At 27.6% G+C, this 14,174-nt stretch carries 14 protein-coding genes; 5 read left to right on the top strand and 9 right to left on the bottom strand.

Features of this window, described 5'->3' with window-relative positions:
- On the top strand, positions 1-240 hold a 240-nt coding region (locus AJ939_RS10960), incomplete at its 5' end, for a hypothetical protein (protein WP_186820840.1).
- On the opposite strand, the gene AJ939_RS07795 is transcribed toward AJ939_RS10960, so the two are convergent.
- From AJ939_RS07795 to AJ939_RS07760, 8 genes are read right to left on the bottom strand one after another with little or no spacing between them, the layout of a single operon-like run.
- On the bottom strand, positions 226-723 hold the full coding sequence (locus AJ939_RS07795; protein WP_002862005.1) for an adenylyl-sulfate kinase: 498 nt from the start codon (positions 721-723) through the stop codon (positions 226-228). The genes AJ939_RS10960 and AJ939_RS07795 overlap by 15 nt on opposite strands.
- On the bottom strand, positions 708-1,799 hold the full coding sequence (aepY, locus tag AJ939_RS07790) for a phosphonopyruvate decarboxylase (RefSeq protein WP_044780665.1): 1,092 nt from the start codon (positions 1,797-1,799) through the stop codon (positions 708-710). The genes AJ939_RS07795 and aepY overlap by 16 nt, the downstream gene beginning before the upstream one ends.
- Positions 1,796-3,106 carry a phosphoenolpyruvate mutase gene (gene aepX / locus AJ939_RS07785; protein WP_070275952.1) on the bottom strand — a complete coding sequence of 437 codons (1,311 nt, stop codon included), beginning with the start codon at positions 3,104-3,106 and terminating at the stop codon, positions 1,796-1,798. Before aepX ends, aepY begins: the two co-directional genes overlap by 4 nt.
- A 5-nt stretch (positions 3,107-3,111) precedes the next feature.
- Entirely contained in the window at positions 3,112-4,122 is a 1,011-nt protein-coding gene (locus AJ939_RS07780; protein WP_070275951.1) for a radical SAM/SPASM domain-containing protein, read from the bottom strand.
- Positions 4,109-4,801, bottom strand: a complete 693-nt coding sequence (locus AJ939_RS07775; RefSeq protein WP_070275950.1) for a CDP-alcohol phosphatidyltransferase family protein — start codon at positions 4,799-4,801, stop codon at positions 4,109-4,111. The genes AJ939_RS07780 and AJ939_RS07775 overlap by 14 nt, the downstream gene beginning before the upstream one ends.
- Before the next feature lie 11 nt (positions 4,802-4,812).
- Positions 4,813-5,472: a class I SAM-dependent methyltransferase gene (locus AJ939_RS07770; RefSeq protein ID WP_070275949.1), complete on the bottom strand. Its 660-nt coding sequence runs from the start codon at positions 5,470-5,472 to the stop codon at positions 4,813-4,815.
- Between the two features lie 12 nt (positions 5,473-5,484).
- A complete protein-coding gene (locus tag AJ939_RS07765; protein WP_070283445.1) occupies positions 5,485-6,000 on the bottom strand; it encodes a DegT/DnrJ/EryC1/StrS family aminotransferase in 516 nt (171 codons plus the stop codon).
- Between the two features lie 25 nt (positions 6,001-6,025).
- Entirely contained in the window at positions 6,026-6,499 is a 474-nt protein-coding gene (locus AJ939_RS07760; RefSeq protein WP_070283444.1) for a DegT/DnrJ/EryC1/StrS family aminotransferase, read from the bottom strand.
- 77 nt (positions 6,500-6,576) lie between these two features.
- Here AJ939_RS07760 and pseI point away from each other — a divergent pair, with 77 nt between their 5' ends.
- Genes pseI through AJ939_RS07740 form a run of 4 tightly spaced genes read left to right on the top strand, consistent with a single transcriptional unit; the run spans position 6,577 to position 13,330 of the window.
- The gene (pseI, locus tag AJ939_RS07755; RefSeq protein WP_070275947.1) at positions 6,577-7,608 is read left to right on the top strand and encodes a pseudaminic acid synthase; all 1,032 of its coding nucleotides are present in this window, start codon (positions 6,577-6,579) and stop codon (positions 7,606-7,608) included.
- Entirely contained in the window at positions 7,605-9,464 is a 1,860-nt protein-coding gene (locus AJ939_RS07750) for a motility associated factor glycosyltransferase family protein (protein WP_070275946.1), read from the top strand. Before pseI ends, AJ939_RS07750 begins: the two co-directional genes overlap by 4 nt.
- A 13-nt stretch (positions 9,465-9,477) precedes the next feature.
- Positions 9,478-11,439: a motility associated factor glycosyltransferase family protein gene (locus tag AJ939_RS07745; RefSeq protein WP_070275945.1), complete on the top strand. Its 1,962-nt coding sequence runs from the start codon at positions 9,478-9,480 to the stop codon at positions 11,437-11,439.
- Positions 11,429-13,330: a motility associated factor glycosyltransferase family protein gene (locus tag AJ939_RS07740; protein WP_070275944.1), complete on the top strand. Its 1,902-nt coding sequence runs from the start codon at positions 11,429-11,431 to the stop codon at positions 13,328-13,330. Before AJ939_RS07745 ends, AJ939_RS07740 begins: the two co-directional genes overlap by 11 nt.
- A 19-nt stretch (positions 13,331-13,349) precedes the next feature.
- On the opposite strand, the gene AJ939_RS07735 is transcribed toward AJ939_RS07740, so the two are convergent.
- The coding region (locus AJ939_RS07735) for a flagellin (RefSeq protein WP_261666736.1) at positions 13,350-14,174 on the bottom strand (825 nt) is incomplete at its 5' end.

The raw sequence follows: 14,174 nt of genomic DNA, 5'->3' as shown, positions 1-14,174 counted from the left end.
AAAGTAAATACAAAAGCTAAAAATTTTTGTCTGGTTAAAATGATTTTTACCAAAGAAGATTATTTATTTTATAAAAAAATAAAATCACTATATCCTGAATTTATCATTAAAGAAAAAATTCATTTTAATAATGTAGAAAATTTTGATTATTCTTCATCGCTGATGGATTCTAAGGGTTATTATTATATTAAAATAAAATTAAATGAAGATATAAATGTATTTTTACTAAACAAAATTTAATATTTTATTTATAATTAATATTTTTGCATTATTAATATCAAAATCATCTTTTAAAACAATATGACTTTTTTTGGGTAGTTCTAAAATTTGATCAATACCTGCCATGTTTTCTATCTTATTTTTAAAAAATTTTTTACTATCTCTTTTTTTTCTTATTTCAAAAGAAACATCTAAAAAAATTTCCAAATAATTTTGAAAACTATTTCTATTAAATTCCCTTATCGAATCAAACATAGAAATTGTGGATAAAATCACTATAAAACCTTGATTATATAACATTTTAGCAATTTTTACATAAAACATTGCCATTTCCATACGATTCTTAATATCATAATTGGCATTATTTATACAAGCCCTCAATTCATCGCCATCTAGCAATATGGGATAAATATTTTGCAGTATTAATTCTTTTTGTAATTCTTTTGCCAAAGTTGTTTTACCACTTCCACTTAATCCCGTAATATAAACTAAAACTCCCGACAAAAAATCTCCTTTAAATGTAATAAATTTTTAGGACGACCTAAGTTATCACGCGTCTGACGTTTAACTTTTATTTCTAAAAATATCAAACCTTTTTGCTTTTTAATATTCTTGAGTATTCTTTTAAGTTGTGTAATTGTGGCGACAGAATAACTATAATCATACCCGCAAATTTTTAACATTTTTTTTAAATTTGTATTCGATATATGAGTTCTTTGCCCTCCAACACTATCATGCATTTCATTATTAAAAACAATATGCAAAAAACTAGCACCTTTAAAATTTAAAATTCCGCCCATATGCATAATTAATGCTCCATCTCCATCCAAACAAACAATACGTTTTTTACTATATCTAGATAAAATAAAAGCTAAAGAATTAGCATGTCCCATAGAACCTACTACCAAAAAATCATTTTCATGTGTTTGGTTTTTATTTTTTCTTAGTTCATAACATTCTCTCGAAATCATGCCTGTCGTAGTAACAAATTTTGAATCTTGAAAAATATCCTGAATTAAAGCAATAGCCTCCTCTCTAAGAATGGCAAAATTGTTATTTTTTATATCATTGTTAGAATATTTGCTAAAAGTATTTTTTTTGATCAAAAAAGCAATAATTTTTTTATCGTTAAAACTTTGTTCAATTGCCTTATTTATTTGTTTTTTTGCGACAGCAATATTCTGAGATAAATACAAAGTTTTTATACCGCAAATCTTTAAAATTTTTTTACTTATCTCCCCGTGTTTTAAATGCTGAGGCTCATCGTCTACTCCTCCTCTTAATCCTATAAATAAAATTAAAGGAATTTGATACACCGTCTTATCTGCAAGAGATAAAAGTGGATTTAAAGCATGACCTATACCTGAATTTTGCATATATATCAAAGGTATTTTCGATGTAGCTAAATTATATGCAATTCCAAACGCTACAGCTTGTCCTTCATTAGCGCAAATATGAAAATTTTCTCTGAATTTTTTTTCCAACGCTTGATTTATGTATTTTAAAAGACTATCTGGAACACCAGCTATAAAAGAAAAACGATCCTGTAAAAATGAAGCAAATTTTTCAGAATCAATCATTCATTGCCTTTAATTAAATTAATTAAATCCAAAGCAGAAATATAATCTTTATCCGCTTCAGCCGAACTTTTATTTTTAAGAATAGACAAAGCAGTATTTTGCATTGCTGTATATGCGGATCTTAATAATTGATTGGCATATACTACAATATTAACTCCAGCTTCTTGTAACTTCTTTTCGCCAAGTGATGGATAATTTGTAGGAACAACCATTAATGGTTTTCTATCTTTAAAAGTATTATATTTTTTGCAAAATTCTATAATTTCACATCCATCTTTTTTTCGAGAATGAATCATAATACCATCAGCTCCAGCATCAATATAAGCTCTAGCTCTTGAAATTGCATCATTCATACCTTGATTTAAAATAAGACTTTCAATTCTTGCAATAATCATAAATTCTTCACTAAGTTGTGCTTTTTTTCCAGCTTGAATTTTTAAACAAAAATTTTCAATAGAATCTTGAGTATGTTTTATATCATTACCTTCGCAAAGAGAGTTTTTCTTTAAGCCAATTTTATCCTCAATAACCACTGCACTCACGCCAAGTCTTTCTAATCGTTTTACCATAAATATAAAATGTGGAATTTGTGATCCTGTATCGCCATCATAAATTATTGGTTTTGTTGATACCTCTAAAATATCATTGACTGTAGCTATTCTTGAAGTTAAATCTACAAATTCTATATCAGGTTTTCCTTTAGAGCTCGAATCAGTTAACGAACTAAGCCATAAAAAATCAAACTCTTGATTAATCTCATTTTCATCTTTGTAAAATGTATTTTCAATAGCTAATGCACTAATTCCACTATGTGATTCTATACCCCTTATAAGACTTTTAGCATTCATACATTTTCTTAAAGAACCTAATCTATTTTGAGGCAAAATTCCAAATTGCTTTAAATCTTTATTAAGTTTTGTAGAAGAAATATTTGGAGTATATTGCGGTTCTATAACCTTTCCTCCCCAAGTTTTCATTAAATCAATAGCTTTTTTTCTTGAAGAATTTAATGGACCTTCATTCCAATCACTACCATGAACCATAAAATCAGGTTTGTATTTTAATAAATTATTGTCATAATCTTTTTCATTTTGAATAACAACTTCATCAACACCTTTTATAGATTCTATAAGTTGTTTGCGCTGTTCAAAATTCATAAAAGGCACTCTTTTATAACTTGCAATAGCTTGATCTGAAAATAAACCTATCATAACATAACCAAGCTTTTGAGCCTCTTTAATTATATTTAAATGACCTGGATGAATAATATCTGCAGCCATAGGTACATAAACTAACTTTTTGTTCATTTTGATTATCCTTTAAATAAACATGTATCACATAATTTTGTTTTACTTAAATCACCATTTCTATGTGCCTCTCTCAAATCTTCCATAGCTTGAGAATGCCATATATTATAAATATTATCTGTATTAATATTACCTACAGCAATATGTTTAGCGCGATGACTTGCACAAGGAACTACAAGCCCATCTCCATGAATAAATAGAGATTCAAAAGGATAAGAACAGCACTGTTTACCTGCTATAGGGGCATCTGAAATAGCGATACTTCTTTCATCATCAAATGGAGAAATTGGAACATAACGCTGAACGGAAACATAATCAACTTTATCTACCCAATAATTTTTAAAGTCTTCAAGTTCATGTTTATTTTTTTCTTGTAAAAGAAAACTTACCCTTACAATAGGCAACTCTTGACCCATTTTAGCCTTAAGATTTAAAAAATTCTCTATATTTCTAACAACATTTTTAAAGTTTAATCCTAACCTAATTTTTTTATAAGTTTCCTCCGTAAAAGCATCAATACTAAAATTCATTCTTGTAATCTTAGTATCAAGCAGTTTTTTACTCATTTCTTCATCTAGAAGTGAAGCGTTGGTATTAAAATGAATATCCATTATGCTGTCTTTTTTACTAACATAGCAAATTCTTTCTATAATATCAGGATCTAAAAGTGGTTCATTAGTCTGAGACATACCGACAGAAGGACATTTATATGCATCACATTCATCAACAAGTCTTTTAAAAGTTTCAATTGGCAAATATCCATTATAATAATAATCATTCCTTAAGTCTGCATGACCATGAACACACATAATACATCTGGCATTACATTTAAATTGATTTTCAAAACGAACAAATAAAGGAAAATCATTCAAAATCTGTTTAGACGCATCTGACCATTTTTTTCTATAATCTAACCATTTTTGTCCATAATACTTTACAAAAATTGTATCAATATCTTTTTTTGAATTATTTACAACTCTTCCTGCTGAAGTAGATTCTGCTTTAATTTCTCCCATTGCATTTCTCCTTAAAATCTAAATTTTGATTCCTTTTTAATTCTATAAAACGATATATAACATCCAACAAATATAAAAACGATACAATATAAAATAACAAAAATACTTCATCAATAATTAAAAATAAGCTAACCAAGGTCAACATTAAAGAACAGTCTATACCTAAAATAAAATTTCTATCAAGAAACCATTTTTTAATTCCAAATCTTCTAATTTTCTTTAAAGACCTAAGCTTTTTTGAAAAATAAAACATTCCAAATGCATTATGAATATTCATACAAATTATAGTCATAAAAGCTAGATATAAAGATAAATTAGCACCTAATGCTATAAAAATAAAAATTGCATTAAAAAATACATTATCATTAAAACGATCAAGTCTTGAACCTATATAAGTTTGCTTATTTGTATATCGTGCAAGCATACCATCCGTATGATCAATTAAAGCATATATTTGAATTAAAATTGCACTCACTAAAAAATACTCAAAATATAAAAAATATAAAGTAATAGGGAAAATAATAGTATTTAATGCAGTAATAGCAATAGGATGTATATTTATCTTGGTCAAAAATGGCAAATATCTACGTGCAAGAATAATTCTATAAAAATACTCTATTATGTACATACTTTTTACTTCATTTCTTTGTCTTTTTTTTAATCTCTCATCTAAATTCATCAAAATAAACCTTATTTTTTCAAGATTATCAAAAAGCTTTCATCTGCAAAACTATCATTTGCATAACTTGTTTTTAAACAATTAATCTCTATATTTTTAAAATCCTTAAAAATCCTTTGCACTTCATCTTTATCAAAAAAATACATTTGCATGCCATCTTCACAGTTTGCAGATCTATTTTTATCACTTTCTTGAATAATAACTTCATATTTTGACTTTTTTTCATTATTTTTATAACGATAATCATCCATATTTCTTACAGCAACATAGGCCATAGAACCTTTTTTAAGGACTCTATAAATTTCTTTAGCTGCTTTTTCTATCACCTCTTTAGAATTGTAATAAAGCACCCCATAACAAAGCAAACCATCAAAACTTTCATCTTCATAAGGAATATCATCTACACTTGAAACTTTTAAATCTGCTTGAAGATTGTATGTTTTTAAAAGCTCTTGAGCGGCTTTAATTCCATTTTCTGAGTAATCTACCCCAAAAGCTTTAAAGCCATTTTCTGCTAAAAATTTAACATGCCTTCCTGCACCACACCCTAAATCTAAAATTTTATCTCCTGATTTAAAATTTCTAAAAACAAAACTTACTAAATCATTACTAGGGTAACGCGGTTGATGTCTTTTATCTGCATGCAATTCGTGCCATTTTTGTTGAATCATATTTTACCTTTTTTATAAATTTTGCATAATTATATCGACATTTTTAAAAATTTCTTTCTTGCTTATTTTTTCATCAAGCCATAAATTGATCAATTGATGAGATAAAATTTCAGCATTTTTTAAAGTCTTACTTTGAAAAATCCGATGAGAAGGAATATACCAAGAAGAACAATCAATTCTCAATAAACGCAATCTTTCAAGCAGTTTTTCCCTATCTCCTAAATATCTAAAAGTATAACGCCAAGAAATACAGTTATGGCTTAATTTAGGATGAATAATGTCTCGATGAGCTAAATTTTCTTGATAAATTTGCATTTTTTCTCTACGATTTTTACAAATCATTTCTAGATTATTAAGTTTAGTTTTTAAATTTCCATAATTTTGTGCTTTAAAAATCAAAGTATAATCCAAAAGCAAAGATTTTAGCTTAGAAAAATAATGTAAATCTTTAGAATCCAAAGCATAGTATTTTTGCCTATATTCTTCAAAAAATATTTTAAAATCCTTAAATTCTAAGTGCTCATTCATTATATATAAATCTTGTAAAATTTCTTTAGAATAAACAAAAATTACCCCCCCCCCATGAATTATTTTCCAAAAATTTAGTATGGCCAAAACTTAAAATACTTGCATGAGCTCTAAAATCTATCTTATAAGTTTGCGCACAATCTTCTATAATAAAAATATCATTTTCTAAACAAAACTTCCAAATTCTCTCATCACAAAAATGTCCATAAAGATGAACCAAAACTAAAGTATCATAGGAATATTTTGTATATAAAGCAACACAACTTTCATAATCTAAAGTATAATTACATAAAGAAACATCGATAAAAACAAGCTCACAACCCGCCTTAAATGCTGCACAAGAGACCTGAGGACACACAAGAGAAGGAATAGCAATTTTACTTTTTCCTTGTTTTTTTAAATAAGAAAAAATCAAATACAAAGCACTCGTTCCAGATCCTGTATAGAGGAGATTTTCATGATTAAATTTAAAAGAAAGAAGTTTTTCTATTTCACACAAATCCAACCCTTAAATAAAAAATTGTATAATTTTACCGATATTTAGTTTAATTTTTATAATATTTTAGGAATTAAAACATGCAAATAGGAAATTTCAACACCGATAAAAAAGTTTTTATCATCGCAGAACTGAGTGCAAATCACGCAGGAAGTCTTGAAATGGCACTTAAAAGCATAAAAGCAGCCAAAAAAGCAGGTGCTGATGCGATAAAAATCCAAACTTACACTGCAGATAGTCTTACGCTAAATAGCGACAAAGAAGATTTTATCATCAAGGGTGGGCTTTGGGATAAAAGAAGACTTTATGAGCTTTACGAAAGTGCAAAAACTCCTTATGAGTGGCATTCTCAAATCTTTGAAACCGCGCAAAATGAAGGCATACTTTGTTTTTCAAGCCCCTTTGCTAAAGAAGATTTAGAATTTCTAAAACGCTTTGATTCTATAGCTTATAAAATCGCTTCTTTTGAAGCTAATGATGAAAATTTCGTGCATTTAATCGCCAAAGAAAAAAAACCTACTATCGTTTCAACAGGCATTGCTACAGAAGAAGAACTTTTTAAAATCTGTGAAATTTTTAAAGAAGAAAAAAATCCTGACTTGATTTTTTTAAAATGCACCTCAGCCTACCCTGCCGCCATAGAAGATATGAATTTAAAAGGCATAGTAAGTTTAAAAGAAAAATTTAATGTTGAAGTAGGACTAAGTGATCATAGTTTTGGCTCTTTAGCTCCCATTATAGCAGTAGCACTTGGAGCTAGAGTGATAGAAAAACATTTTATGTTGGATAAAAATATAGAAAGTGAAGACAGTAAATTTAGTCTTGATTTTGATGAATTTAAAGCTATGGTAGATGCGGTTAGACAGACCGAAAGTGCTTTAGGCAATGGTAAGTTGGACTTAGATGAAAAAGCTCTTAAAAACCGTGTTTTTGCAAGAAGTTTATATGCAAGTAAGGATATCAAAAAAGGTGAAATGTTCAGCGAAGAAAATGTAAAATCCGTGCGTCCTTCTTTTGGACTACATCCTAAATTTTATCAAGAAATTCTAGGAAAAAAAGCTACTAAAGATATAAAATTTGGCGATGCTTTAAAAGAAAGTGATTTTAGATGAATAAAAATCTTTTTTTAAAAAACACTCAAGCCTTATTTGAAGTTGATCAAATTTTAGCGTATAAATTACGTGCTTTAAAAAAAAACGATTTTAAAATACAGCAAAATGAAAATGGAATCAATTTTATAAAAGATGATATTACGCTTTATAAAAATCCTAATCAAGAGCTTTTAGAAAATTTAACTCTTTTTAAAAGCGAGTATGAAAAATATCCTGTATTATTTTTCTATGGTTTTGGAAATGGTATGTTTTACAAAGCCTTATGTGAAAATAAAAACTATAAACACATCATCGTTTTTGAAGATGAGCTAGAAATTTTAGCCCTAGCTTTACATCTTTTTGATTTTAGTAAAGAATTAAAAAATGAAAAATTAATACTTTTTCATACCCCAAATATCACTACTGCACAACTTACAACACTTTTTATGTATAAATACATACAAAAAAGTGTGAAAATTTTTAATCTTTTTGTACATAGCGATTTTTATCTTAAATTCTATACTCATCAAATACAAGAACTTAACAAAAAACTTATTGAAAATATTCGTTTTATCGTTTTGGCTAAAGGAAATGATCCTTATGATTCTATTATCGGTATCAAACACATGCTTAATAATCTTCCTAAACTTTTAAACCATGGAATTTTTCAAAATTTTTTAAAAGAAAGAAAACAAAAAGTTAAAAACGCCATCATTGTTTCAACAGGGCCTAGCTTAACCAAACAATTGCCTTTACTAAAAAAGTATGCAAATAAAGCCGCTATATTTTGCGCTGATAGCGCTTATCCTATTTTAGCAAAGCATGATATAAAACCTGATTATGTTTGCATGTTAGAAAGAGATGATATAGTTTCTAAGTGTTTTGATAATGATTTTAAAGAATTTGATAAAGGAATTTTGTTTATCCTAGCTTCAGTAGTTCATAAAGAAGTTATTGAATTTCTTGAAAGAAATAATAGAGAATATATGCTAGTACATCGTCCTTTACACTTTGCCGTGTCATTAAATCTTAAAGAATTTGGTTATATTGGAGTTGGAGCAAGTGTTGCTAATATGGCTTATGAACTAGCCGCAAGTCTAAGGCATGAAAATATCATTTTCATAGGACAAGACTTAGCCTACGCAGAAGATGGAAGCTCTCATCCAAGAGAGCATATTTATGGAAATAAAGGAGAGAAAATACGCGGTGAAGTTTATACGCTTGCTTATGGAGGAGAAAAACAAGTAAGAACTCAACTCACTTGGAACTTGTTCCGACAAGCCTTTGAAAAAGATATTTTCTGGGCGAAAGAAAAATTAAAAATCAACACCTATAATTGTACCGAAGGGGGTGCTAGGATAGAAGGAACTATAGAAAAATCCTTTAAAGAAACATGTGAAGCTTTGCTTAAAGAAGATCTTAAAAAACCTTTTGATCTGCCTAAAATTTTAGAAAAAAATGAAATTAAAAATAAATTTTTACAAACTCAAAAACTTCTAATTAAAAATGTCGAACAAAGTGAAAAATTTATAAAAAAATGTCAAAATGAACTAAAAAAACTTGACTTTGAACTTAGTAAATCTCAACTTAATTTACAAACTCTAATAAAAATTAAGCAAAACCTTTTAATTTTTTTTAAGAATTTTAAAAGATTAAAACTTTTTAATGAGCTCACTCAAGCCATATATTATCATAACGAATGTGAAATTATGTATTACGAAGTTTTAAATGATTTAGAACAAAATGAAAAAATTAAAGACTTTTTAACTAGTCAAGAAAAATGGTGGCTACAAAGCTTTGAGTATTTAAATACTCAAAACCAAATCATAAAAGAAGCTTTAAAAAAATACAAAAATGACGATATTTTAGTAAAATAAAAAAAGGAGGCTTATGAAATTCAATAAAAATCAAACCATACTTTTTAATAAAAATCTAGATTCACTAAATAATCCCACCTTAAAAGAAAAATTAAAAGAATTATCAATCACTCATTATGAGCTTATCTTGGGCAAAGATAACTTAGATATCAACCTAAAAGATACTAAAAATCATACTTTTCTCTATCAAGATTCGATAAAAGAACTTGATATTATGTTAAAAACCTATAATGAAAAATATCTTTTATATCCTGTGCTTTATTTTTACGGTCTTGGAAATGGAATTTTATTTAAAGCACTTTTAAAAAATAAATATCATAAACATTTAGTTATTTTTGAAAAAGAATTAGAAATTCTTAAGATCATACTTCATCTCATAGATTTTTCACAAGAATTAAAAGAAAATAGACTTTTAATTCTTGATATTAAGTCCTTAGAATTTCAAGATTATTATGATTTGTGTTCAACTAGTCCTTTTTTTGAATTTTCTAGAGCTTATTTTTTAGAGCTTAGTAGCAATTATTATGAAAAAGATCAAGAAGAAATATTAAATTTAAATAACAATCTTATGAAAAATTTTAAAAATGCTATATTAAAAAACGGCAATGACTCAAAAGATGCCTTACAAGGCATAAAACAACTTATTTGTAATCTTCCAGTTTTATTAACCCACGCTCCTTATCAAAATTTACTCAAACAAAGAGAAAATCTTAGCGATACTGCTATTATCGTTTCAACAGGACCTAGTCTTTCTAAACAATTAGATACTCTTAAACAATATACCGATAAAGCAACCATTATAGCAGCTGATGCCTCATATCCTATTTTAGCAAAACATAGTATAAAACCTGATTATGTTTTATCTTTAGAAAGAATTTTATCAACCTCTAAATTTTTTGATAATAATTTTGGTGATTTTGATAAAGATATTTTATTTATCACAACTCACTTAACCCATCCTCAAACTATAAAAAATTTGGAAAATAACAATAGAAATTTTATGTTATCTTATCGCAAAACACATTTTACAGAATACTTAAAAACAAATTGTTTTGGTGATTTAGTTGAAGGACATAGCGTAGCCAATATAGCTTATGGATTAGCCGTGTTTTTAAAACATAAAAATATTATCTTCATAGGACAAGATCTTGCTTATGCAGAAGATGGAAGCTCTCATCCAAGTGAACATATTTATGGAAATTATGATGCTGTAGATAAAAATAAAATCACTTATCATTTAAAAACTCTAGCCTATGGTGGCAAAAAAATGGTTTATACTAAAGAAGGGTGGAATCTATTTCGTCATACCTTAGAAAAACATATATTTCAAACAAAACAATTAAAACTCTGCACTACTTACAACTGCACTGAAGGCGGAGCTAGGATAGAAGGAGCTATAGAAAAACCTTTTAAAGAAGTTTGTGAAACTTTACTTAAAGAAGATCTTAAAAAGCCTTTTCCTAAAGTAGAAGTTTTAAGCAAAGATAAACAAGATGAATTATTGCTAAAAAGTTATTATAAAATTTATAAAAGTATAAAACACTGTCAAGATTTTTCAGATGAACTTTTAAAATCTTATAACCACATCTTAGAAAGTTTTTCAAATCTTAATTTAATCTCAAATTTAAATGAAGGTAAAGAAATACTTGATTATCTCATACAAGAAATCGATAAAATCAAAACTAAACTTGAAGATGGAAAAAATATGCTAGATTTTTATGAAATTTTAGGCCCTCTTTTAACTCAATTTGAACTTAATTTGGCAAGGATTTATGTTTTAAATCCAAAAACCTTAGAAGATTCTTATAACAAATCTTTACTATGGGTAAAAGAACATATAGAATTTTTTGATATGGTTTATGAACATATCAAAGCTCAAGAAAAAGCTTTGAGAGAAAATATCACTCCTTTAGAAAATGAATTAATACAAAGAAATTTAGAAAAATACAAAAGGAAAATAAAAAATGCAAAATGAAATTTTTGATAAAAATTTAAAAGCCATGAATGGCAATGAATATAATAAAATCAAAGAAGAATTAAAAAAAATAAAAGAATTAAGATATTTTTCTTATACTTTTGGTAAAGATAGCTTAGATATCAATATCATTCAAAAAAGAAATTTAAAAACCATTTACAAAAATCCTTTAAAAGAATTAGAAGAAAAAATTGAATTTTTTAAAGAATATCAAAGATATCCTGCTTTATTTTTTTACGGCTTAGGAAATGGAATTTTATACAAAGCCTTGCTTCAAAATGAAAATCATAAAAGAATCGTTGTTTTTGAAAAAGAAATTGAAATTATTTTTATCACTCTTAATTTGATCGATTTTAGCGAGGAATTAAGAAAAGGAAGGTTAATCTTAGTCTATACTCCTCATATGAATTATACTAAAGCTGATAGAATATTTTCTCTAAAAGAAATCAATCAATTTTTTAAAATTTATAATTTACATTTGCATTCTAATTTTTATAAAAATTATGAAAAAGATATGTTAAAAGTAAACACTCTAAATTCTAAGGCTATAAAAAACATAAGTTTAAGAAACGGGAATGACCCAAAAGATGCAATGCAAGGTATAGAACAATTTGTCCAAAATATCCCTAAAATGATCAACCATCCAAGTTATAAAACCTTACTTCAAAAAAGAAAAAACACCAAAAATGAAAATGTGGCCATCATAGTTTCTACTGGTCCTAGTCTTGAAAAACAACTTCCTTTACTTAAAAAATACGCTAATAAAGCTGCAATTTTTTGTGCTGATAGCGCTTATGCTATATTAGCAAAGCATAATATAAAGCCTGATTATGTTTGCATGATGGAAAGAGATGACATCACAGCAGAATGTTTTAATAATGATTTTAAAGATTTTGATAAAGGAATTACTTTTCTTGTAACTTCTTTGGTTCATAAAAATACCATTGCCTATCTTGAAAGAAATAAAAGATTTTACATTTTAGCAACTAGACCTTTACCGTTTGCTATATCAACCGAACTAGATGAGTTTGGTTATATGAATTGTGGTTTAAGTGTAGCTCATATGAATTATGAATTAGCCGTAAATTTAAATTTTAAAAATATAGTTTTTATAGGACAAGATCTTGCTTATGCAAAAGATGGAAGCTCTCATTCTAAAGGCTTTTTATATGAAGATTTTCACAAAGGACACCATAAAAGAGATTTTGATAAATACACTGCTATAGCTTATGGAGGAGAAGGCATTGTTCAAAGTTCTGAAATTTGGACTATATTTAGAGAAATATTTGAAAATTTTATTTTCATAAATAATCAAAGAAAAATAAAAACTTATAATGCCACTGAAGGTGGAGCTAGGATAGAAGGAGCTATAGAAAAACCCTTTAAAGAGCTTTGCAAAACTTTGCTTAAAAAAGATCTAAAAAAACCTTTTGCTAAAATTCCTAAACTTTTAAAAAATCAAAGAGATGAGTTAATGTTAGATGCTTATAAAAAGATCAAAAAGCAAATGAGTTTAACTCAAACTTTTTTAAAAGAATGTAAAAAAGCTAAAAATCAATTGGTATCACTAAAAAGAGGAAAAACTAAATTTACTCTAGATCAAATCAATAAAAATTTAGATAAATTTAAAACTCGTATGGAATCAAAGCGTTATTATTTTTTAAATGAAATTTTAGGACCTACCTTATATCACGAAGAAAGTTTATTGGCTCCTTTATATACTCAAAAAATTAATAATGAAAGTGACAGACAAAATAAACTTTTTGCTTGGCTTTATGCACATGAGTCTTTAATCGAAAGCATTTTTGAACTTGTAGATACTCAAAATATCATCTTAAAAAAAGCTATCATACCTTTGCAAGATGAACTTGAAAAAAGAAAACTTCTATAAACGAGGATAAAATCCTCATTTATTGTAAAAGTTTTAAGACATTTTGCTGAACTGCATTAGCCTGACTCATCGCATAAGATCCACTTTGAGCTAGGATATTATACTTTGAAAAATTCGCACTTTCAGCTGCAAAATCTACATCTCTTATGGTTGATTCAGCTGCTTTTACATTAACTTGAGTTACAGTAATGTTGTTTATAGTAACTTGGAGTTGATTTTGTACTGAACCTATATCAGCTCTGATTTGATCGAGATTTGTCGTAGCAGTCTCTACTATATCCATCACAGCCATAGCACCTTTAAGTGTGGTTACACCTGCATTTTTATAAGTTACCCCAGCACTATTGCCTGCTGAAATTTTCAAAGTAGCAAACTGAGATTGTCCCGAACCATCCGAAAAACCTGATCCTGCTGAAACATTATAATACCCACTAGCTGTTGACATTGCTGAAATAAATACCATAGAACCAGCTAAAGCTGTTGACATATTCTTACCTGAACCTATTGAAAATCCAGAACCTTTAGAAAAGCCATTTCCATCACTCATATAAGCACTTGCTGATTTGTATCCAACAACAATTTGTTTTCCACCACCATTGTAAGCGTTAAAACCCATAGCATCAGCTGTATTGGCATCAATTTGACCTTTAGATTCTCTTAAAGATACCGAAGTTTGAGAAATAAGATCGGTTTTACCCATACCTACTACACTAAGATTAGTTCCGCTTATGTTGATATCTCTACCATCATTTTTAACTAAAGACAATCTTCCATAATTTTCTTTTTGAGTTCCTAAAATACCAGATCCAGCTCCAATTTCTCCTGTGATTTTTATGCCTCTACC

The organism is Campylobacter sp. BCW_6889 (genome assembly GCF_001762535.1).
In the GTDB taxonomy this organism is placed as follows: domain Bacteria; phylum Campylobacterota; class Campylobacteria; order Campylobacterales; family Campylobacteraceae; genus Campylobacter_D; species Campylobacter_D jejuni.
This window is presented reverse-complemented; position numbering and strand designations above follow the sequence as displayed.

Coding starts and splice junctions, on each gene's coding strand:
- aepY (WP_044780665.1), bottom strand. CDS start 1,799: ATGATTGATTCTGAAAAATTTGCTTCATTTTTACAGGATCGTTTTTCT.
- aepX (WP_070275952.1), bottom strand. CDS start 3,106: ATGAACAAAAAGTTAGTTTATGTACCTATGGCTGCAGATATTATTCAT.
- AJ939_RS07780 (WP_070275951.1), bottom strand. CDS start 4,122: ATGGGAGAAATTAAAGCAGAATCTACTTCAGCAGGAAGAGTTGTAAAT.
- AJ939_RS07775 (WP_070275950.1), bottom strand. CDS start 4,801: ATGAATTTAGATGAGAGATTAAAAAAAAGACAAAGAAATGAAGTAAAA.
- AJ939_RS07770 (WP_070275949.1), bottom strand. CDS start 5,472: ATGATTCAACAAAAATGGCACGAATTGCATGCAGATAAAAGACATCAA.
- AJ939_RS07765 (WP_070283445.1), bottom strand. CDS start 6,000: ATGAATGAGCACTTAGAATTTAAGGATTTTAAAATATTTTTTGAAGAA.
- pseI (WP_070275947.1), top strand. CDS start 6,577: ATGCAAATAGGAAATTTCAACACCGATAAAAAAGTTTTTATCATCGCA.
- AJ939_RS07750 (WP_070275946.1), top strand. CDS start 7,605: ATGAATAAAAATCTTTTTTTAAAAAACACTCAAGCCTTATTTGAAGTT.
- AJ939_RS07745 (WP_070275945.1), top strand. CDS start 9,478: ATGAAATTCAATAAAAATCAAACCATACTTTTTAATAAAAATCTAGAT.
- AJ939_RS07740 (WP_070275944.1), top strand. CDS start 11,429: ATGCAAAATGAAATTTTTGATAAAAATTTAAAAGCCATGAATGGCAAT.